Origin of the sequence: Serratia sp. ASV30 (assembly GCF_016428815.1) — a bacterium.
Lineage (GTDB): Bacteria > Pseudomonadota > Gammaproteobacteria > Enterobacterales > Enterobacteriaceae > Chania > Chania fonticola_C.
Genome location: NZ_JAELTL010000008.1, coordinates 100,416 through 121,955 on the forward strand (window position 1 = coordinate 100,416; position 21,540 = coordinate 121,955).

The 21,540-nt window shown below is 53.6% G+C and carries 15 protein-coding genes and 1 tRNA gene; 9 read left to right on the forward strand and 7 right to left on the reverse strand.

Annotated elements, in window-relative coordinates; genetic code table 11:
- Positions 1-49: 49 nt before the first annotated feature.
- Entirely contained in the window at positions 50-1,531 is a 1,482-nt protein-coding gene (locus JHD74_RS05370) for a sugar ABC transporter ATP-binding protein (protein ID WP_074031941.1), read from the reverse strand.
- Between the two features lie 74 nt (positions 1,532-1,605).
- The gene (locus JHD74_RS05375) at positions 1,606-2,541 is read right to left on the reverse strand and encodes an autoinducer 2 ABC transporter substrate-binding protein (RefSeq protein ID WP_226906712.1); all 936 of its coding nucleotides are present in this window, start codon (positions 2,539-2,541) and stop codon (positions 1,606-1,608) included.
- Between the two features lie 485 nt (positions 2,542-3,026).
- On the opposite strand from JHD74_RS05375, the gene JHD74_RS05380 reads away from it, so the two are divergent.
- The 8 genes from JHD74_RS05380 to JHD74_RS05415 all read left to right on the forward strand — a co-directional run bounded on the left by JHD74_RS05380 (position 3,027) and on the right by JHD74_RS05415 (position 14,610).
- Positions 3,027-3,656, forward strand: coding sequence for a response regulator transcription factor (locus JHD74_RS05380; protein ID WP_199061960.1), 630 nt, complete (start codon positions 3,027-3,029; stop codon positions 3,654-3,656).
- 12 nt (positions 3,657-3,668) lie between these two features.
- Positions 3,669-5,201, forward strand: coding sequence for an MASE1 domain-containing protein (locus JHD74_RS05385; RefSeq protein ID WP_199061976.1), 1,533 nt, complete (start codon positions 3,669-3,671; stop codon positions 5,199-5,201).
- An 88-nt stretch (positions 5,202-5,289) separates the two neighbouring features.
- A complete protein-coding gene (gene uhpC / locus JHD74_RS05390; protein ID WP_024528124.1) occupies positions 5,290-6,582 on the forward strand; it encodes an MFS transporter family glucose-6-phosphate receptor UhpC in 1,293 nt (430 codons plus the stop codon).
- A gap of 278 nt (positions 6,583-6,860) precedes the next feature.
- Complete coding sequence (locus JHD74_RS05395; RefSeq protein WP_024528123.1) at positions 6,861-7,892, forward strand: ABC transporter substrate-binding protein; 1,032 nt, start codon at positions 6,861-6,863, stop codon at positions 7,890-7,892.
- 67 nt (positions 7,893-7,959) lie between these two features.
- Positions 7,960-10,038: an iron ABC transporter permease gene (locus JHD74_RS05400; RefSeq protein ID WP_199061962.1), complete on the forward strand. Its 2,079-nt coding sequence runs from the start codon at positions 7,960-7,962 to the stop codon at positions 10,036-10,038.
- 25 nt (positions 10,039-10,063) lie between these two features.
- Complete coding sequence (gene fbpC / locus JHD74_RS05405) at positions 10,064-11,122, forward strand: ferric ABC transporter ATP-binding protein (protein ID WP_037375424.1); 1,059 nt, start codon at positions 10,064-10,066, stop codon at positions 11,120-11,122.
- Between the two features lie 210 nt (positions 11,123-11,332).
- Entirely contained in the window at positions 11,333-14,422 is a 3,090-nt protein-coding gene (locus JHD74_RS05410; protein WP_199061964.1) for a beta-galactosidase, read from the forward strand.
- A 112-nt stretch (positions 14,423-14,534) separates the two neighbouring features.
- Positions 14,535-14,610: transfer RNA gene (locus tag JHD74_RS05415), tRNA-Asn, on the forward strand.
- Positions 14,611-14,821: 211 nt separating this feature from the next.
- On the opposite strand, the gene JHD74_RS05420 is transcribed toward JHD74_RS05415, so the two are convergent.
- From JHD74_RS05420 to fixA, 5 genes are read right to left on the reverse strand one after another with little or no spacing between them, the layout of a single operon-like run.
- Positions 14,822-16,153 (reverse strand): MFS transporter, encoded by a 1,332-nt coding sequence (locus JHD74_RS05420; protein WP_074031937.1) that lies wholly within the window; start codon positions 16,151-16,153, stop codon positions 14,822-14,824.
- A 50-nt stretch (positions 16,154-16,203) separates the two neighbouring features.
- Complete coding sequence (gene fixX / locus JHD74_RS05425) at positions 16,204-16,491, reverse strand: ferredoxin-like protein FixX (RefSeq protein ID WP_024528119.1); 288 nt, start codon at positions 16,489-16,491, stop codon at positions 16,204-16,206.
- Positions 16,488-17,774, reverse strand: coding sequence for an FAD-dependent oxidoreductase FixC (gene fixC / locus JHD74_RS05430; protein ID WP_098930572.1), 1,287 nt, complete (start codon positions 17,772-17,774; stop codon positions 16,488-16,490). Before fixC ends, fixX begins: the two co-directional genes overlap by 4 nt.
- Before the next feature lie 59 nt (positions 17,775-17,833).
- The gene (locus JHD74_RS05435; RefSeq protein ID WP_199061965.1) at positions 17,834-18,775 is read right to left on the reverse strand and encodes an FAD-binding protein; all 942 of its coding nucleotides are present in this window, start codon (positions 18,773-18,775) and stop codon (positions 17,834-17,836) included.
- Positions 18,776-18,788: 13 nt separating this feature from the next.
- Positions 18,789-19,562, reverse strand: coding sequence for a putative electron transfer flavoprotein FixA (gene fixA, locus JHD74_RS05440; protein ID WP_199061978.1), 774 nt, complete (start codon positions 19,560-19,562; stop codon positions 18,789-18,791).
- 428 nt (positions 19,563-19,990) lie between these two features.
- Between fixA and caiT the strand changes: the two genes are divergently transcribed.
- Entirely contained in the window at positions 19,991-21,505 is a 1,515-nt protein-coding gene (gene caiT / locus JHD74_RS05445) for an L-carnitine/gamma-butyrobetaine antiporter (RefSeq protein WP_024528115.1), read from the forward strand.
- Positions 21,506-21,540: the final 35 nt, after the last annotated feature.

Sequence of the window (21,540 nt, forward strand, 5' to 3'; positions counted from 1 at the left end):
ATTGAATAAGCCTGTTTTTCCTACATCAGATTTATTGAGTACATGGGGATTAGCCATTGACTACCTCCGCAATGGCAGCTTCGCTGCTGTTACTTGGCAAGAACTCCTGCACAAGCCGCCCAGACCGCATAACGATAATACGGTGGCTATTAAAGTAAGCTTCATCAATCTCATCACAAACCATTAACACCGCAATCCCACGAGCCGCCAACGCATTGATAATATTATAGATGCCTGCCTTGTTGGCGATATCGACCCCAACGGTCGGCGAGTCGAGGATCAGTATTTTCGGGTCGGTTGCCAGCCATTTGGCGATGGCTATGCGCTGTGCATTTCCACCGGATAACGTATTGACCGGCAAGTCGCTATTACCGATTTTGATCGACAGGTGTTTCACCATGTCTTCGACCAGGGTGTCGACTCGCTCGGCCCGCATCAGGTGAAAGGCATTTTTAAGCCGGTGTAATACCGTGGCACTGATATTGTCGCGGATTGATTGCTCCATAATCAGCCCGGTGCTCATTCGGTCTTCCGAGACATAGCCCACACCGGCGGCAATAGCGTCGCGGTTACTGGCGAACCGCACTGGCTTATCATTGATACGAATGCTGCCCGACTCGGGTTTCGTTAAACCAAATAGGCTGAGGCACAGCTCTGTGCGGCCAGACCCCAGCAAACCAACCAGCGCGACAATTTCGCCAGGATGCAAAGCCAGTGAGATATTCTGGTATTCGTTGCCGCGGGAAAGCGCTTCTACTGCCAACACGACCGGGCGCGCTGCGCTGTAAGGCGGTAGCACCTGAAAATCAAATTTCATATCCGTCATCAACCAGGCCAGCCGTTGATTATCCACTTCAGCAGCGGGGTAGGTTCCAACCCACTGGCCATCTTTCAGCACGGTAATACGGTCTGAAATCTCCAGTACTTCGCTCAACCGGTGACTCACAAATACCACGCAGATATTACGTGATTTCAGTTCATGCACCACCCGTAGCAAGCCGTTAACTTCTTGCCGGGTCAGCGACGCGGTTGGCTCGTCCATCACAATAAGGCGGGCATCTTGCGCAAGCGCACGGCAGATAGCGACTAATTGTTTCTGGGCGATAGATAAATTCTCAACCAATTCGTCCAGATTAAGGTGGGCATCAATGCTGTTAATGACGCGTTCGGCTGTCTCCCGCATCTGACGTTTATTCACCCACAGCTGATGGTGATAATGGTTCATGGCGATATTCTCAGCCACGGTCAGGTTCGGGAATAATGATAAATCCTGATAAATGACCTGGATCCCCAGGCGGACAGACTCAATAGGCGTCAGGGTAGAATAGGTTTTGCCATCAATAATAATGGCGGCATCCCTATCGGGTTGGTAAACACCGGAGATAATCTTGATCAGTGTTGATTTGCCACAACCGTTCTGCCCAGCGAGGCAATGTACCTCACCCGGTAACAGGGTCATGGCCACCTTATTCAGCGCCTTGACGCCATAAAAGGTTTTACTGATATTTTCCAGGGTAATAAATGGCTGCATACATCCTCTTACTCCAGGCGGGCATTGATTGCAGAGCCGAACAAGATATCCGGCTCTGCGGTCATGCGGGGGAATTAATACAGGGAATCCACGTTGTCTTTGGTAACTCGCAATACATTGTGGAACTGAATCAGGTGTTTATCCTGATCAACCTCCGCTTTACCTACCCCTGGGATCTCCATGCCTGTTTCGATCTTCTCACCTTTAAGCACTTTGTCAGCAACGGCAGTCAGTGCATAACCGGCAGAACCTGGGTCATACGTGACGCCCATGGCGATATCTCCGCTTTTAACCAGCGAGGCTGCCTGAGAGGGGATCATCATGCCGAACACGTGAACATTATTTTTCGCGCGTTTCTCTTTCACTGCGCGCCCGGCGCCAATTGGGCCTTGTGAACCGAAGGCCACAATACCTTTCAGGTCGCTATGTGCTTTCATCAGATCCAGTGTAGTGCGGCGTGAGTCATCAATGCTCTCGGCGACAGGCATACGGCTGGTCACTTCAAACATTTCCGGATAATGCTCTTTCTGATATTTAACAAACAAATCTGCCCACAGGTTATGTTGCGGCACGGTCAGGCTACCGACATAAATGACATAACCCCCTTTTCCCCCCATCGCTTTTGCCATTTCTTCCACGTTGTCGGCGGCAAATTTGGCGTTATCGATAATTTCAATATCCCAGTTAGCGCTAGGCTGTCCTGGTGATTCGTTGGTTAATACCACGATACCGGCGTCACGCGCTTTCTTGAATACGGGCTCCAAGACATCGGCATCGTTCGGCACGATACTGATGGCACTGACTTTCTTGGCGATTAAATCTTCAATAATCTTAACCTGTTGTGGGGCGTCGGTACTGGATGGGCCAACCTGATAGGCCTTGATCCCCAAGTCTTTACCGGCACGTTCCACACCTTCACCCATGCGGTTGAACCAGGGCATTCCGGCGATTTTCGAGATATTGACGACTTCCACTTCTTGCGCCAATGCACCGCCCGAGCCCACCAGCATGCTGAACAGGCTAGCCGCCAATAACGTTTTCACACTCAATTTTTTCATCTAACACTCCCGGATCTAATGTAGGTTGAGGCATAACAGCCCAATAGCGAGATAACACATTGGTATTATTTATATTTTATTGTTAGTGACGATTTACCGGGATGCCGATTTTACATCTGCACAACATTCCCGTAGAGGGACTCTACAGCCTCGATAGCGATTTCCCCCATATCTTTGAATGCTATTTATATGGACAAACTTGCAACCTTCCCGGTTTGCGACGGGTGTCATGCTCCAGAGGGGAGAAACGAAGCGAATTACGTAAAAATAGCCGTCAGGAGGGTAATAACAGTGCTGGTTACAGGGATACTCTGGGTCGATGCGGCAGACCATTTTAATGCCAATCTGTTAACTCCCTTCCATTTTGCAGCGCAACAGTTGCCAGCCAGAGTTTTCCTGCGCATGATGCGGAAAATCTCACACTTTGTTACAGGCTTATGATTAACGTTGCGCTGATAGACGACCACGTGGTGGTTCGATCCGGGTTTGCCCAGTTACTGTCGTTGGAAGAGGATATCCGTATCGTCGGTCAGTTCGACTCGGCAGCACAGGCATGGCCGCACTTGCTACGCGATCCGATCGACGTAGCGGTGCTGGACATCGCCATGCCGGATGAAAGCGGCCTCAGCCTGCTCCAGCGTTTACGCCAACAGCGCCCCACCTTTCGCGCCATCATTCTCAGCATCTATGACACCAATGCCTTCGTGCAAAGCGCGATTGATGCCGGGGCCGGTGGTTATCTCACCAAACGCTGTGGCCCCCATGAATTGGTGCAGGCGGTGCGCGCCGTCAGCAGCGGCGGGCTTTACCTGTGCGCGGATGCCTTACGAGCACTGCGCCATACTCCGCAGCCACCGAAAGAATTGCAGGTACTCACCCCGCGCGAAAGAGAGATCTTCGATCTGCTGGTCAACGGCCTGAGCGTTAAAACCATTGCCCAACAGTTGACCTTAAGCCATAAGACCGTACAGGTGCACCGCGCCAATATCCTCGGCAAACTGCATTGCGATACTACCGTGGAACTGGTGCATTTCGCACTGCAACATCAACTGCTTGCCGGGAGTTAACCGGTGCCGCCAATGGTGCGCCGCCTGGCGCTTTCGCTGTTTCTGGCGCTGTTTTTTGCCCTCAGTTGGCTGGCCCTGTGGACCATTAGCCTGCACCTGAGCCATGACGGCCAACAGGCCGTGCTGCTGTTTCCTCAAGGGCTGCGGCTGGCGCTGCTGATCCTGCTACCCCGGCGTTACTGGCTCACGCTGTTACTGGCGGAAGCCGCCACGCTGTTATGGCTGCATGACCAGCAATTGCTGAGCGATCGCTCGGTGCTGTTGCTGCCGTTGCTAAGCCTGCTACCAGCCTGGGCCACTCAGCGGCTGTGGTATCGCTATCACCTGTACTGGCAACGGTTATCGCTATTGCTGGCGGCCATCGCTGCCAATGCGCTGCTGTGTGGGTTATTGGCGGGGCTCTGGCTGCCATCCAGTATCAGCCAAACCTTGCTGACCAGCTTTACCGGCGGCGTGCTGCTGGTGCCTTTCGTCTATCTGATTTATACCTACCTGCGCCAGCAACTGGTGACGTCGATGCCCGTTCCGCGCCCCTCAACACCACAGCTACGTACCTCGCTACTGCTGTGGTGTTCACTGTTTCTCACCATGGGGATTTGCGTGCAACTGGCGATCGCCCCGGAGATGGAGCGGCTGCTGTTGATCTTTATCTTTCTGCCCAACGTGTTTATGGCTTATCGCTTTGGCTGGCAAGGGGGCGTACTGGCGGCGCTGTTTGGCAGCGTGATGATCACCCTAACCCGTCAGGCCGGTGGCGCGTTTCAGGATCTGCAAGAGTTGGAGTTATTCCTTTCTACCCAGGCGCTGTTGGGGATTGGGTTGGGGATTGCCATCAGCCGTCAGCAGCAATTGGCGCAAAAGCTGCAGCGCTATCGCCAGCAGTTGGAGCAAGAACTGGCGGCCAAAAGACACCTGATGGAGCGGCTGGTGGGAACCGAAGAAGAGGTGCGCAAAGCCATCGCACGCGAGTTACATGATGAAATCGGCCAGAATATTACCGCCATTCAGATCCAGGCGATGTTGGTGAACCGCAGCGCCACCGCCCCAGCCACCCGCCTGGCTGCGGAGCAGATTGATTCGTTGTCACAACGCATCCACCACACGACCCGCACCCTGCTACGGCAACTGCGCCCACCGGTGTTGGAAGAGATGGAGCTGGACAAAGCCCTGCACCACCTGGCCGATGAGTTTTCCTTTGCCGAACAGGGGATCAGCTTCCAGCTGGATTACCGCCTGCCAGCCACGCCAGATGATGAAACCCTGGTATTTACCCTCTACCGCGTGGCACAGGAGTTGCTCAATAACATCAGCAAACATGCCTGCGCCAGTCATGTGCATTTAAGCCTGACGCAAACCCACCAAACGATCACCCTGGAAGTCCGTGACGACGGCCAGGGCATGCCATTGCAACCCACCAGCGGTTTTGGCCTGCGCGGTATCGAAGAGCGGGTGCGCGCACTGGGGGGCGATTGGCGGCTCCATCGGCGTAATGGCACGCGCATAATTGTTAACCTGCCCACAAAACTGAACAAAAACCCCGTCTGACTAGGACTTAGTCTTAGGTGCCTAAAACCTTGTCTCATCCAATTCTATTTTCAGCACCCTACACTGCTCTCACTGTCTGGAGGACCTCATGGCATCGGCCACGTTAACCGCAGAGCAAATCAGCGCACGTTACCGCTACTGGCGACCACGCCTGATGTTTTCGATGATCGTCGGCTACGGCGCATTTTATCTGACACGCAAAAGCGTCAGCTATGCGATGCCGGTGATGCAGCTCGAACTGGGGTTGGACAAAGGGGATATCGGTCTGCTGGGTACGCTGTTTTACCTGGCCTACGGCGGCTCGAAGTTTGTCTCCGGCATCGTCAGCGATCGCAGTCAGGCGCGCTGGTTTATGGGCGTCGGGCTATTTATCACCGGCGTGCTGAACATCGTGTTTGCCTTTTGCCATTCGCTGACGGCGTTGCTGGTGGTCTGGACGTTAAACGGTTTCTTTCAGGGCTGGGGCTGGCCGCCCTGCGCCAAGATGCTCACCAGTTGGTATTCGCGCAACGAGCGTGGCTTCTGGTGGGGCACCTGGAATACATCGATCAGCCTGGGCGGTGCGGCCGTGCCATTGCTGTCCGGATATATGGCTTCGCACTACGGTTGGCAAGCTGCGCTGTTGCTGCCGGGAGCCATCGGGATGCTGATTGGGCTGTGGTTGTGCTGGCAACTGTGCGGCAAACCGCAGCAGCAAGGATTACCCAGCGTAGGCCACTGGCGACGCGATCCGCTGGAGCTGTGGCAAGAGCAGCAAAGCCCCGCGATGCCGATGCGGCGGATGTTGTTTGACACCATATTGCGCAATCCGACCATCTGGTTGCTCGGTGTGTCTTACATCCTGGTGTACCTGATACGTATTGCGCTGAACGATTGGGGCAACATCTGGCTGGCGGAGAGCCACGGCGTCAACCTGATGAAGGCCAACGCCACGTTGTCACTGTTTGAACTGGGTGGGCTGTTTGGCGCGCTGTTTGCCGGTTGGGGATCGGATCTGCTGTTTCGCGGCCTGCGAGCACCGATGATCCTGCTGTTCTCCATCGGATTGTTTGTGACGACGACCGCTCTGTGGCTGGCCCCGCTGCACCATTACGGGCTGCTTTCAGCCTGCTTTTTCGGCCTCGGCTTTTTTGTGTTTGGGCCGCAGATGCTGATCGGGCTGGCCGCCACGGAGCACTGCCACAAGGACGCGGCCGGTACCGTGACCGGGTTTCTTGGTCTGTTCGCCTACCTGGGGGCCGCGCTGGCCGGTTGGCCGCTGGCGCAGGTGTTACAGCATTACGGCTGGTATGGCTTTTTTGCCCTGCTGGCACTGGCGGCCACCTGCGTCGGCCTGCTGTTGATGCCGCTGTTGATGGCCGGGCAGATACGACAACAGTAAGACATGATTTTTACAGGGTGATGAGGGATTTTAGTCGGTGCAATCCCCCTCACCCTAACCCCCTCCCACAGGGAGAGGGGACCGTGTGTGCAACATATTATCTTCTGCGTCTGACGTCAGATCGGAGGGACTGGAGCCAGAGGAAAAAAATGCCACAGATTGATCCTCGCACCCAATAGCAACACCGGATCAGCTCCCTCTCCCTGTGGGAGAGGGTTGGGGTGAGGGGAAATTGGTTTGCTTTACCCTACAAAGACAACAACAAAAAGGACAACACCATGAAATTGACACCTCTCAACACCCTGCTGGCCACCACGCTGGCGCTGACTGCCCTGGCCGGAACCGTGCAGGCCAAAGGCCGTCTGGTGATCTATTGCAGCGCCACCAACGCCATGTGCGAGGAAGAAGCCAAAGTCTTCGGGGAGAAATACGACGTTAAGACCAGCTTTATCCGCAACGGCTCTGGCAGCACCCTGGCCAAGGTAGACGCGGAGAAGAAAAACCCACAGGCTGACGTCTGGTATGGCGGCACGCTGGATCCTCAATCGCAGGCTGGCGAAATGGATTTACTGGAGGCTTACGCCTCGCCGAACCTGGCGCAAATCATGCCGCAGTTCCGCGATCCGGCCAAACGTAAAGGCAACTACTCCTCTGCGGTGTATATCGGCATTCTCGGTTTTGGCGTCAACACCGATCGTCTGAAAGAGAAAAACCTGCCTGAACCCAAGTGCTGGAAGGATTTGACCAACCCGATCTACAAAGGGGAGATCCAAATCGCCGATCCACAAAGCTCCGGCACGGCCTACACCGCGCTGGCCACCTTTGCGCAGCTGTGGGGCGAAGAAGCCGCCTTTGATTACCTGAAACAGCTGAACGGCAATATCTCACAGTACACCAAGTCCGGCATCGCCCCGGCCCGTAACGCCGCGCGCGGTGAAACTACGATCGGCATTGGCTTCCTACACGACTATTCGCTGGAAAAAGAGAAAGGCGCCCCTCTGACTCTAGTTTCCCCGTGCGAAGGTTCTGGCTATGAAATCGGCGGCATCAGCATCCTCAAGAACGCCCGCAATATGGAAAACGCCAAGCTGTTCGTGGATTGGGCACTGTCAAAAGAAGCTCAGGAGCTTTCCTGGAAGAAGGGTCAGTCTTACCAGATCCTGACCAATACCACGGCAGAGACCTCCCCTAACTCGCTGAAGCTGGATCAACTGAAACTGATCGATTACGACATGGATACCTACGGCGCTTCCGACATGCGTAAAAAGCTGATCACCAAATGGGTTAACGACGTGAAGATGGGCCACTGATCCCATCCAGCATCTATCGGGCGTAGGCTCTACGCCCGCTTCATTTTCGTTTATTCCGGGGAATATCATGTCTGAAACCATCACCTTGCGCACGGCGCAGGGGCGGGATCACATTTTCTACTGGTTGCTGCTGGCGCTGGCAGGTTTCGCCCTACTGCCTTCCTACAGCCTGGACTACGGGCTGCTGGAGGCGACCAGCGAAGAGCTGCTGGCGGCCTACGGATGGTCACATGCAGGCCTGGCTGTGCTGTGGTTTGCCGCCCCGCTGCTGCTGGCTGTGCGCCCGCAGATTGCCACTGGCCGCGAGCAACGCAACCGCCACCTGTTTGATGCCGGTTACGCCCTGGCCTGTGGGTTATTAGTATTTATCAGCGCCGCCGCGACCGGTACCGGGATGGGGTTCGCTACCTTGCCGCTGCTGGTGGCAATGGGCGCAGTGATCACCCTTGCGCTCTCAAGGCTGGAATGGCTGGGTGGCGATCGCTTCGTACTCGGTTCACTGGTGGCAGTGATCGCCCTGATCGTGCTGTTTATCATTTACCCCAGCATCGCCATCTTTATCCCAATGTTCACCGATGAGGCCGGTGCCTTCGCCCCGTTGGCGTTTATGCAAACGCTCGGGCAGGCGCATATCCTGCAGGTGATCTGGAACTCCTTCCTGCTGTCCGTGGCCGTCGGGATTGGCTGTACCTTCTTCGGCATGGTGCTGGCGATTTATACCACGCGTATCGCCCGCCGTTCGGCGGTGATTGGCCGTATCTTCTCGATCCTGCCAATCGTCACACCGCCGTTTGTGGTTGGCTTGGGCGTCACCCTGATGATGGGCCGCTCCGGTTACATCACCGAGCTGATGGTGACCTGGTTTGGCCTGACCAATACCAACTGGCTCTACGGCTTTACCGGGATCTGGTTGGCCCAGGTGCTGGCCTTTACGCCCATGTCATTTATGATCCTTGATGGGGCTATCAAGACCATCCATCCGTCGCTGGAAGAGGCGTCCTACACGTTGCGCGCCAACCGCTTCCAGACCTTTACCCAGGTGTTTATGCCGCTGCTGAAACCGGCACTGGCCAACTCGTTCCTGATCGTCATTGTTCAATCGTTGGCGGACTTCAGTAACCCCTTGGTTCTCGGCGGCAACTTCGACGTATTGGCCACGCAGATCTACTTCTACATTACCGGTGCGCAGCTTGATTATCAGGCAGCCAGTACGCTGGGCGTGGTGCTGCTGATGTTCTCGCTGCTGGTGTTCTGCGTACAATACATGTGGATCGGCAAGCGTTCCTACGTGACCATTTCCGGCAAATCCAACCACGGCGACGTTCAGCCGCTGCCGGTGACGCTGGTGTGGGGCGTCTCGCTGATGCTGTATGTCTGGATCGCCTTCAACATCTTGCTGTACGGCAGCATTTTCTACGGCAGCTTTACCGTTAACTGGGGCGTGGACTACACGCTGACGCTGGACAACTTCAGCAAGCTGTTCGGCCAAGGCTTCAGCGACGGCGCATGGCCTTCCCTGATCGACACCTTGCTGTATGCCGGGATTGCCGCACCGATCACTGCCATTTTCGGCCTGCTGATTGCCTACATCGTGGTACGCCAGCAATTCCAAGGCAAGAAGGTGATCGAGTTCAGCACCATGCTGTGTTTCGCGGTGCCAGGAACCGTGGCCGGTGTTTCCTACATTCTGGCGTTTAACAGCGCGCCGGTTTACCTGACCGGAACGGCAGCCATCGTGATCATTTCGATGGTGATGCGCAACGTGCCAGTGGGGATCCGCGCGGGTATCGCAGGTTTGGGGCAACTGGACAAGTCGCTGGATGAGGCCTCTCTAAGCCTGCGTGCCGGTTCCCTACGCACCATAGTGTATATCCTGCTGCCCTTGCTGCGCCCGGCGATCCTCTCGGCGTTGGTCTACAGCTTTGTCCGTGCCATGACCACCGTGAGCGCCATTGTTTTCCTGGTTACGCCAGATACGCGCGTCGCGACGTCCTACATCCTTAACCGGGTCGAGGACGGCGAGTATGGCGTGGCCATTGCCTACGGATCGATCCTGATCGTAGTGATGCTGGCGATTATTTTCCTGTTTGATGCCCTGGTTGGCGAAGCGCGGGTCGCGCGTTCCAAAGCCCGGAATGCGGCCTGATACCCGGCGGAGAAGGATGAACAACATGTCTGACATTCAAGATAAAAAGCACTTTGTTGAACTGAAAAACGTCGCCAAGCGGTTTGGCAACAACACCGTGATTGAAAACCTGAGCCTGGCAATCCCCCGTGGGGATATGGTGACGCTGCTTGGCCCTTCCGGCTGCGGTAAAACCACGGTCCTACGTCTGGTCGCCGGGCTGGAGAAACCCAGTGGCGGGCAGATCTTTATCGACGGCGAGGACGTGACCGATCGCTCCATTCAGCAGCGGGACATCTGCATGGTATTCCAGTCCTACGCGCTGTTCCCCCACATGTCGCTGGGGGATAACATCGGCTATGGCCTGAAAATGCTGGGAAGACCCAAGGCGGAGATCCGCGATCGGGTACGTGAAGCCCTGATGCTGGTCGATCTGGAGGGGTTTGAAGAGCGCTATGTCGATCAGATCTCCGGCGGCCAGCAGCAACGCGTCGCTCTGGCACGTGCGCTAATCCTCAAACCCAAGGTGCTGCTGTTCGATGAGCCGCTGAGTAACCTGGATGCCAACCTGCGCCGCAGCATGCGTGAGAAGATCCGCGAGTTGCAGCAGCAGTTCAACATCACCTCACTCTACGTCACCCACGATCAAAGCGAAGCCTTTGCGGTTTCCGACACCGTGCTGGTGATGAACAAAGGAGAAATCATGCAGATTGGCGCGCCGCAAACGCTGTACCGTTACCCGGCCTCGCGCTTTATGGCCGGATTCATGGGCGATGCCAACATCTTCCCAGCCAAGGTAACCAGCAGCGGCGTAGAGATCTTTGGCTACCCGGTGCCGCGCCCGCAAGGGTTTGCCCCCGGTTTGCAGCAATGTACCGTGGGCGTGCGCCCGGAAGCGATTACCCTCAGCCAACATGGGGAACCGAGCCAGCGCTGCACCATCAGTAAAGTGGCTTACATGGGGCCTCAGTATGAGGTGCTGGTGAACTGGCACGATCAGTCGCTGCTGCTGCAGGTAAACGCTACGCAGTTACAGCCCGAACCGGGCGACAGCTATTTCCTGCAAATCCATCCGTTCGGCATGTTTGTCCTCGCCGACGAGTAAGCTGAATTGCCCCCCGCTCGTCGTTACGGGCGGGGTATTTTTCGATGTCCATCCCTTACTCCTATCTCGATATCACTGCATTTACGGCACTGATGTGATCTCGCTCTGCTTCTTCTCTTCTATCGCTTTGCAAACGCGCGCCGTCGGGTAATGCTGTCAGCAATGTAAACGCTTAACCTTTTGGCTTGAACCGGCTCAGGAAATGCCCACATGCATGCTAACTCCCGTTTTACCCTGGCGGAAATCCTCGCCCGCCGCGATTGGCAAAACCCTGCCTGCACTCATTACCAACGTCTACCGGCACATCCTCCGTTTGCCAGTTGGCGTGATGCCACTGCGGCCCGGGAAGATGCTGCCAGCCCGAGCCAACAACTGCTCAACGGCGAGTGGCAGTTCAACTATTTCGGGCGGCCTCAGGCAGTACCAGAAAGCTGGTTGGAACAGGATCTGCCGGATGCCGACAGGTTAGCTGTCCCTGCCAACTGGCAGCTAGCGGGTTACGACGCCCCGATTTACACCAACGTCAAATATCCAATCCCGGTAAATCCGCCGCTGGTACCCGAAGATAATCCGACCGGCTGCTATTCCCGCAGCTTTAGCGTGGATGCCGAGTGGCTGGCCAGTGGTCAAACCCGCATTATTTTCGACGGCGTTAACTCGGCGTTTTACCTGTGGTGCAATGGCCACTGGGTCGGCTATTCGCAAGACAGCCGTCTGCCTGCCGAATTTGACCTCAGTGCTGTGCTGCAACCCGGGGAAAACCGGCTGGCGGTGATGGTGCTGCGCTGGTGCGACGGCAGCTATCTGGAAGATCAGGACATGTGGCGGATGAGCGGGATTTTCCGCGACGTCAGCCTGCTGCATAAACCCGCCGCTCACCTGAGCGATATCCATATCACCACGCCACTGAGCGACAGCTTCCGCCGTGGGGAATTGGTGGTGGAGGTGCAAACCAATCAGCCCCAGCAACATCAAGTTCAGGTACAGCTGTGGCGCAATGAAACCCTGATTGTCGAGCAGACGCAGAGGTTCGGCAGTGAAATTATTGATGAGCGCGGCGCTTATGACGATCGCACGACTCTGCGTTTGCCCGTGGAACAACCCGCACTATGGAGCGCGGAAACGCCGGAGCTGTATCGTGCTGTGATCCTGTTACTTTCCACAACCGGTGAACTGATAGAGGCGGAAGCCTATGACGTCGGGTTCCGCCAGGTTGCCATCAGCAATGGGTTGCTGAAGCTCAACGGTCAACCCTTGTTGATCAGGGGCACCAACCGCCACGAGCACCATCCAGAACATGGCCAGGTGATGGATGAAGCCACCATGCGCCAGGATATCCTGCTGATGAAGCAGCATAACTTCAACGCAGTGCGCTGTTCCCATTACCCAAACCATCCGCTGTGGTACAAACTGTGCGATCGTTACGGCTTGTATGTGGTCGACGAAGCCAATATTGAAACCCACGGCATGCAGCCAATGAACCGGCTTTCGAACGATCCACTCTGGCTGCCCGCCATGAGCGAGCGCGTTACGCGCATGGTGCAGCGCGATCGCAACCATGCCTGCATCATCATCTGGTCCTTGGGCAACGAGTCCGGCCACGGTTGCAATCATGATGCACTGTACCGCTGGGTGAAAAGCCAGGATCCTACTCGTCCAGTGCAGTATGAGGGGGGTGGTGCCAATTCGGCGGCCACGGATATTGTGTGCCCGATGTATGCCCGCGTCGATCAGGATCAGCCTTTCCCGGCGGTGCCCAAATGGTCGATCAAAAAGTGGATCGGCATGCCCGATGAACACCGCCCGTTAATCCTGTGTGAATATGCGCATGCTATGGGCAACAGTTTTGGCGGCTTCGATCGCTACTGGCAGGCTTTTCGCAAGCATCCGCGCCTGCAAGGCGGCTTTGTCTGGGACTGGGTCGATCAGGCCTTAACCCGCACAGATGACAGCGGCCAAGCTTATTGGGCCTACGGAGGCGACTTTGGCGATACCCCCAACGATCGTCAGTTCTGCCTCAACGGATTGGTCTTCCCCGATCGCAGCCCCCACCCAGCATTGTTCGAAGCGCAACGCGCACAGCAGTTTTTCCAGTTCCAGTTTGATGCCCAGCAACTGGCACTCACCATCACCAGCGAATACCTGTTCCGGGCAACCGACAATGAACAGCTTAACTGGCGTCTGGAGTTGGACGGCGTAGAACGAGCCAGCGGTAGCCTGCTGCTCAACCTGCCGCCACAGGGCAGCACCACGGTCACCCTGCTGGATAAGTTGCCGATGATCCACCGCCCAGGCGAGCTGTGGCTGAACGTGGAGGTGGTACAGCCTCATGCCACAGACTGGTCAGAAGAACATCATCGTTGCGCCTGGGATCAATGGCGTTTGCCACGCACGTTGCATCTGGCGCCACCAACCAGCGGCGGCTTTGCCCCGCAGTTAACGCAGAACGAGCAGCAGATTGACATTATCCACGGCAACCAACGCTGGCAGTTCGAACGGGCTTCCGGCTGCCTGAGCCAGTGGTGGCAAGATGAAAAGGCCACACTACTGACGCCGCTACGCGATAGCTTCATCCGCGCACCGCTGGATAACGATATCGGCATCAGCGAAGTGGATCGTATCGACCCTAACGCCTGGATCGAGCGCTGGAAGCTGGCGGGGATGTATCAACTGGAGGAGCAGTGCACACAGATTTATGCCGATGCGTTGAGTGACGGCGTGCGAGTGGTGACTGAACATACGTTCAGCTTTAACCAGCAGGTGCTGCTACACAGCCGCAAACAGTGGCTGTTCGATTGCCACGGCAGCGTGCAGGTTGAGGTGGATGCCACGGTGGCCGACGCCCTGCCCCCTCCCGCCCGTATCGGCCTCAGTTGCCAACTGGCCGAGGTGCATCCACAGGTACAATGGTTGGGGCTGGGGCCGCACGAGAACTACCCGGACCGCAAGCTTTCTGCCCAACATGGGCTGTGGACCAGACCGCTGGAGCAGTTGCATACACCCTATATTTTCCCAGGGGAAAACGGCCTGCGTTGCGACACGCAACGGTTGCACTATGGCAACCTGCAAGCCGAGGGGCACTTCCACTTCTCGCTCAGCCGTTACGGCCTACAGCAGTTGATGAATTGCAGCCATGTGCATTTGCTGCAGGAAGAGCCCGGCACCTGGTTACATCTGGATGCCCAGCATATGGGCGTGGGCGGTGATGATTCCTGGAGCCCAAGCGTGAACGAGGACTTCCTGCTGACTGCTGGACGTTATCGTTATCGGTTGAGTTTGAAACGAGCAGCCATGGGATAAATCTGCCAAAAGCTCAACGGGTTGCGCATTCTATAAGCAAACAAACGCAGAATGCGTAATCCCCTTTGACTTCCCCTCTGCACCCCGTTATGATTCCGCTCGTTCAAACGATTCCTCTGTAGTTCAGTCGGTAGAACGGCGGACTGTTAATCCGTATGTCACTGGTTCGAGTCCAGTCAGAGGAGCCAATTCCAATTCTATGCTGTCCCAGAAAATCCCAAATCCCATATCCGATTAAAAATCGACACATCATATAAAAATCGGGTTAGACCCCTTCCCACACTTAGTACTGATGACTGCCAATACATTTGAGGGCTTTATTAGAGGCCTATTCGGTTCGATTTAAATTTCCCCGTTCAGGAATATGATAGAAATCAAGTCAGAAAAAGAATCATCATCTCATTTCATCGATGATTTTCTTGTCAGCGACATTTTTCCCGCCTCATTCAAAGAAAGTCCTTTGGTTTCGGGAGCAAATAAAACCGAAACAATTAACCCCACTAAAGAGATAAATGCGCCGATTAGCATCACCGTATTTATTCCATAGCGAGTAATAAATACCGGCAAAGCCCACATCGAAATAATCGCGCCAATCCGGCTGATAGACATAATCACCCCAACTGCAGAGGCGCGTATATCGGTGGGGAAGAGTTCGTTGGGATAAAGCCACTGTAATATTCCCGGACCACCAGAGAAAAATGCGTACACCGCAAAGGCAATAACCACCAGGCTAATTTGTAAATGATCAACCAGCCCAAGAATAGCCAGAGCGCCGGTCATCATCGCAAAACTCCCAATCAACAGCGGACGACGGCCCAGCGTATTGAGCCAGTACATGGCAGGAATGCAGCCTAGCATAAAGAAGAGGCTTATCACCACATTCCCCAGCGCCGCATTTTTCCCCTGATCCCAACCCAGCAGGCCAACGATTTGCGGACCAAAGGTGTAAATCGCAAACATCGGAATAACCTGACAGGTCCAGATCACGGCAACAAAGAGCACTACGGGAAAATGTCGCTTGCTAAACAACTGCAAGAAACGCGTTTCCGGCTGCGGTTCTTCGTCAAATATCAGCGGCTCACCGAACAGTTTCAACATCATTTGCTCGCACTCTTTTACCCGGCCTTTACGCAACAGCCAGCGCGGGGATTCAGGCAGATCAAAACGTCCGATAAGAATGACCAAACAGGGGATAAAGGCACTGCCGAGCATCCAGCGCCAGCCATCCACCATATCGTAAAGCCAGAAACCAACAAGATTGGCGCAAGTCGCCCCGACATACCACATAGCCGCAATAAAACCGACGGCAAACGCCCGCTGGCGGGTGTTGGAAAATTCAGTAATCATTGAAGTTGCAATGGGATAATCAGCGCCAATAACAATACCGATTAATACCCGCATGACCAGAAGTTCTGCGGGTGTGGAAACAAACATGGTCGCGACAGAAATAAGTCCGATGGCGACAATGTCGATCAGGAACATTTTTCTCCGCCCAACGCGATCACAAATATAGCCAAACAGTGAGGTACCAATAAATAACCCCACCAGCGTCCCAGCCCCCAACAGGCCAATCCATTGCGCATCGAGTTTTAATAATGGCGTGAGTTGTTCCAGCGCCACGCCGATTATCACCAGGACATAACCATCCAAAAATGGGCCACCACTGCCCCAGAGCATGATCCGCCGATGAACTGACGAAAACTGAATATCATCATATTTTCTGGGCTGCATATGCGTTTCCTTTTTTATTACAAAAAACTTTCATATTGCGAGCAAAAAAATCAACCGTAACGATATTCCACGCCGAAAGTTCCGCGCGGGTATTCCCATTTTTCCAGCGCACTTCCCAGCCCGAGAATTCGACAGGTTCCACATTCAAGACACCCGGCGTAATCAAAACGCACTGAACCATCCTCTTGCTTTTTATATAACCCTGCCGGGCAGGCTTTGGTTAATAGCGTCATCACCTGCATATCGGGCTGCGATTTCACAATGATGTGCGGGTTTTGTTCATCGACGTTGAATTTATTGATGCCCAGTTTGACATCCACATTGACTGGCTTACTCATAGCGCAGTGACTCCTTTAATACCGTCTTTCACCAAGTTGATAAAGCCCACTTTCTTGGCGTGTTTAAGGATGTTTTTACGCAGCGGCACAGGTGGTTTTCCATTAATGGTAAATAACTCGCTGGCGATGCCAATGGCCATTTCCGGGTATTGCGTGAACATGCGAGGGTTGTCGAGGAACGCGGGCATTTTCTGGTACATTTTCATGTCCCGCAACGGTCCACCCTCAAGCAGAGCAAGGTATTCGCTGAGGCTCTTTTTACTATAATCGTCTCGCTTCATTGCGCTGAGCAGCGTTTTTGCGGCGGCTTCTCCGGAGGCAACCGCCAAATCCATACCGCGAATGGTGAACCCCAGGTTCATGCACATACCCGCCGCATCACCTGCAATCAGCACGCCATCTCCCACCAGTTCGCTCTGCATGCGTAGGCCCGCTTCTGGGACAACGTGGGCCCCATACTCAATCATCTTGCCGCCTTCAATCAGCGGAGCCACTACCGGATGGCGTTTGAAATCTTCCAGCATCTGCGGAACGGATTTTTTTGCGTCTTTCAAGTGATGAAGCCCGCAAACCAGCCCGAGCGAAAGCGTGGTGTTATTGGTGTAAAGAAAACCACCGCCCATTAATCCATCCGTTGGTGCACCAGCGAATAACCAGGCCACTCCTTCACTGCCTCGCAAATTGAATCGATTTTGCAGCACCTCTTTCGGCAACTCAATCAGCTCCTTAACACCCACGGCCACATTTTCTGCTGTAACCGGTTTGGTCATTCCCAATTGTTCGGCAAGCAGGGAGTTCACGCCATCAGCAAGAATCACCGCTTTGGCCTCAAGGACGTCGCCATCAGCTTCCACACCAATAACCTTGCCATCTTTTACCACCAGTCTGTCAACCCGAATTCCAGTAATGCACTGCGCTCCAGCGTTTTCCGCCTGATCTATTAGCCAGGCATCAAATTTGCTGCGCAATACCGAGTAAGAAACCTCCCCGGCTTTCGGCTCGTCGCCATTGTGATAATCCAATGTCATCGCGCGCGTTTGTGTCAGAAACGACAATTTTTCGTGGGTGATCACACGTTCGACGGGAGCCTGCTCGGCAAAACCCGGGATAATACGCTCCAGACTGTGGGCGTACATGCGTCCACCTGTCATGTTTTTTGCACCCGCAGAATTACCGCGTTCAATAAGCAGAACCTGCGCCCCTTCTCGGGCAAGCACCAGAGCTGCAACCGCCCCTGCAAGCCCGGCTCCAACAATGATGGTATCGAAGACATCTTCGGACATAACCACTCCTGAACCTGAATAAAGTGGCAACGCATACCTTCACACGCTGCCGAAAGAGATCAACTGGCTAGCAGACGAGTCAGCTTTGGAAGGATAGTGAAAAGATCGCCCACAATGCCGTAATCCGCGTACTGGAAAATCGGTGCATTTTTATCTTTATTGATTGCCACGATAGTCTGAGCACCATTGGCACCGACCATGTGCTGAATTTGGCCAGAGATCCCTACGGCCAGATAAAGCTCAGGTTTGAGGAGTAAATTCGAAATGCCTACATAGCGCTCGTGCTCCATCCATTTTTCGTTTTCCGCGACCGGACGCGAGCAGGCGAGTTCAGCACCGATAACTTCACACAAAGCATTCGCCAGAGCGATATTCTCCTTGCTTCCAATACCGCGCCCAACGCTGACAACCAGCCGAGCTTTATCAAGATCCACGGAATGGCTTTCCCGTACCTGTTTGCCAGTGCAAACAATGGTATTTTCGGGAGCCAGCCACTGCACCGGTTGTACCGTTCCGCTCCTTGCGACATCAGGCTTCGCCGCCTCGAAAGTTCCGCCACTCAAGGTCAGTATGCACAAGGGTGAATAAAGGGTTTCATTGCTAAAGGCCAACCCGCCGTAAACCATATGTTTTGCCACCAGCACGCCATCAGAAACCGCAGCTCCACTGGTATCATTCACTACAGCAGCACTTAGACGAGCCCCTAGTCTTGCCGCCAGCAATTTGCCACGACGGCTATTAGGCAACAGGACCAGTCCACTTTGGTTCTGGCCTTTAAGCGTCTCAACCAGCGTATCTGCATAATCTTCGATAATACTGTCGTCCGGTTTGCCTTGCAGCTGCCAGACCTGGTTTGCACCCAGTTGAAATGCCGCCGTACTGTGTTCTGCGTTAAGGGCAAACACCTGAATATTCTCCCCCAAGGTCTGTGCCCCCCCCATCAGTTCCGGCAAACGGGACAAGGTATCGCTAAAAACCCAAACGTTTGAAAACTTGCTCATAACCTGCCCCTTTTTACTGGATAATCTTGCGTAAATACCCGGCAAATGCCGCAACCTGTTCATCGCCATCACCTTCGATGATGACCCGCAAACGTTCTTTCTGTTTTGGAGCAACGATTTGCTGTTCAGACAAAGCGGTGACATCCCCGATACCCACATCTGCCGCCATCCATACTTGAACGGGCTTTTTCGCGGCACCGAGGATGGCTTTCATGGAAGGAATTTGTGGAGTATTGATATCGGTGGTGACACAAATCACCGCTGGCAGCGGGACGGAAAGGGTTTCGGTTTCATCTTCGAGTTCGCGTTCAACCACAATCATATCAGCACTTATCGAAAGAATTTTTTTGATACCATTTAGCGCCGGAATGCGCAAAGCTTCACCAAGCAACAGGCCCACTTGTTGAGCGTAGAGATCGGCTGAGCCGTCACCACATAGAATCAGGTCAAACCCTAGTTTGTTAACTGCAATGCCCAGTACCGTTGCCGTGTGATGTGGTAAGGCGTGTTCCAGTTGTTCATCAATCACGACCACCAGTTCATCCGGCCCGCGTGAAAGCACATCCTTTCGCCCTTTAGCATTATTCAGGATGTTACCGCCCGCGCTAAGCGCGACAATGTGCGCATCCGCAACCTGTACTTTGAGTTGAACCGCGGCTTCGATAGCATTGAGATCGTACTGGCTGATTTTGCTTTCGACACGGGATAAATCTAATGAACCATCAACATAATTAACCGTAATATCCTGCTCATCGGGCACACTTTTGTAACATGTAATAATCCTCATCACATCTCCTGATATATTAATGAAAGCATTATTCATTGCAGCAATGGAGTGAATAAATATCATATCCAAAAGTGAAAAAGTAAAACCCCAATCACCAATATTGAACATACCAAGCCATAATCATGGAAATATTCAATATTGCCACTTGCCTCACAAACATTGAATTTCACAGAGTTAAAAATCTTCACAACAAAACTCATCCCATTGTTTTAAATGAACTAAAACGAAATTCTTGTGATGTGTTTATTACAAAAACAAATTTGACAGAGTTAACGATACAGGCGTTTACTAGTATTTAGCATTGTACGAGAGCTTACTCCATCAGGAGAAATTCATTTCAACTGAAATAAAATTAACATAATTTAAACAAACGAGAAACTTATTATTTCAAACATCCTTATTCACGCCATATAAAAGCGGGATTGACTATGAAAAATGAAAAGAAAAAGGTGGGAATAGAACCCAAAGTATTCTTCCCGCCGCTGATTATCGTCGGCATTCTCTGCTGGCTAACCGTCCGCGACCTGAATGCAGCTAATACTGTTATTAATGCCATCTTCAGTTATGTCACTAACGTCTGGGGCTGGGCCTTTGAATGGTACATGGTAGTCATGTTCGGCGGCTGGTTCTGGTTGGTTTTCGGCCGCTACGCCAAAAAACGTCTCGGTGACGATCCACCGGAATTCAGCACGTCTAGCTGGATTTTTATGATGTTCGCTTCATGTACCTCCGCTGCAGTACTGTTCTGGGGGTCGATTGAAATTTACTACTATGTCTCCAGTCCACCGTTCGGCCTCGAACCCTATTCCATACAGGCAAAAGAGTTAGGCCTGGCGTACAGCCTGCTGCACTGGGGACCGTTGCCGTGGGCAACGTACAGCTTCCTTTCCGTGGCATTCGCTTACTTTTTCTTTGTTCGCAAAATGGATGTGATTCGCCCGAGCAGTACGCTTATCCCGTTGATGGGTGAAAAACGCGCCAACGGAATTATCGGTACCATCATCGATAACTTCTATCTGGTGGCGTTAATCTTTGCGATGGGTACCAGTCTGGGCCTTGCGACACCACTGGTGACGGAGTGTATTCAGTTTCTGTTCGGCATTCCACATACGCTGCAACTCGACGCCATCATCATCACCTGCTGGATAATTCTGAATGCTATTTGCGTGGCTTGCGGTCTGCAAAAAGGGGTAAAAATCGCCAGTGACGTGCGCAGCTATCTGAGTTTCTTGATTCTCGGGTGGGTGTTTATTGTCGGCGGTGCCAGTTTCATCATGAACTACTTCACGGACTCCGTGGGTACGTTGCTGATGTATCTACCGAGGATGCTGTTTTATACCGATCCGATAGCTAAAAGTGGTTTCCCTCAAGGTTGGACCGTTTTCTACTGGGCCTGGTGGGTGATTTATGCCATTCAGATGAGCATCTTCCTCGCCCGAATTTCGAAGGGCCGTACCGTGCGTGAACTGTGTCTCGGTATGGTTGCCGGGCTGACCGCTGCGACCTGGTTGCTGTGGACCATTCTTGGCAGTAACACCTTGCAGTTGATGGATCAAAACGTTGTCAATATTCCTGAGCTTATCAAGCTGTACGGTGTGCCACGCGCCATCATCGAAACATGGGCCGCTCTACCACTCAAAACTGCCACCATCTGGGGTTTCTTCATTCTTTGCTTCATCGCCACTGTGACGCTCATTAATGCCTGCTCTTACACCCTGGCAATGTCGACCTGTCGCTCAATGAAAGATGGCGATGAACCACCGCTGCTGGTGCGTATCGGTTGGTCTGTTCTAGTGGGGGTCATTGGTATCGTGCTACTGGCACTCGGCGGACTCAAACCGATACAGACGGCAATTATCGCCGGTGGATGCCCGCTTTTCTTCGTCAACATCATGGTCACGCTTTCGTTTATCAAAGACGCAAAAATACACTGGAAAGACTAATAGTTAACAAATAAATCAATAAATTAAGAGGTTAA

Coding starts and splice junctions, on each gene's coding strand:
- JHD74_RS05370 (WP_074031941.1), bottom strand. CDS start 1,531: ATGCAGCCATTTATTACCCTGGAAAATATCAGTAAAACCTTTTATGGC.
- JHD74_RS05375 (WP_226906712.1), bottom strand. CDS start 2,541: ATGCTGGTGGGCTCGGGCGGTGCATTGGCGCAAGAAGTGGAAGTCGTC.
- JHD74_RS05380 (WP_199061960.1), top strand. CDS start 3,027: ATGATTAACGTTGCGCTGATAGACGACCACGTGGTGGTTCGATCCGGG.
- JHD74_RS05385 (WP_199061976.1), top strand. CDS start 3,669: ATGGTGCGCCGCCTGGCGCTTTCGCTGTTTCTGGCGCTGTTTTTTGCC.
- uhpC (WP_024528124.1), top strand. CDS start 5,290: ATGGCATCGGCCACGTTAACCGCAGAGCAAATCAGCGCACGTTACCGC.
- JHD74_RS05395 (WP_024528123.1), top strand. CDS start 6,861: ATGAAATTGACACCTCTCAACACCCTGCTGGCCACCACGCTGGCGCTG.
- JHD74_RS05400 (WP_199061962.1), top strand. CDS start 7,960: ATGTCTGAAACCATCACCTTGCGCACGGCGCAGGGGCGGGATCACATT.
- fbpC (WP_037375424.1), top strand. CDS start 10,064: ATGTCTGACATTCAAGATAAAAAGCACTTTGTTGAACTGAAAAACGTC.
- JHD74_RS05410 (WP_199061964.1), top strand. CDS start 11,333: ATGCATGCTAACTCCCGTTTTACCCTGGCGGAAATCCTCGCCCGCCGC.
- JHD74_RS05420 (WP_074031937.1), bottom strand. CDS start 16,153: ATGCAGCCCAGAAAATATGATGATATTCAGTTTTCGTCAGTTCATCGG.
- fixX (WP_024528119.1), bottom strand. CDS start 16,491: ATGAGTAAGCCAGTCAATGTGGATGTCAAACTGGGCATCAATAAATTC.
- fixC (WP_098930572.1), bottom strand. CDS start 17,774: ATGTCCGAAGATGTCTTCGATACCATCATTGTTGGAGCCGGGCTTGCA.
- JHD74_RS05435 (WP_199061965.1), bottom strand. CDS start 18,775: ATGAGCAAGTTTTCAAACGTTTGGGTTTTTAGCGATACCTTGTCCCGT.
- fixA (WP_199061978.1), bottom strand. CDS start 19,562: ATGAGGATTATTACATGTTACAAAAGTGTGCCCGATGAGCAGGATATT.
- caiT (WP_024528115.1), top strand. CDS start 19,991: ATGAAAAATGAAAAGAAAAAGGTGGGAATAGAACCCAAAGTATTCTTC.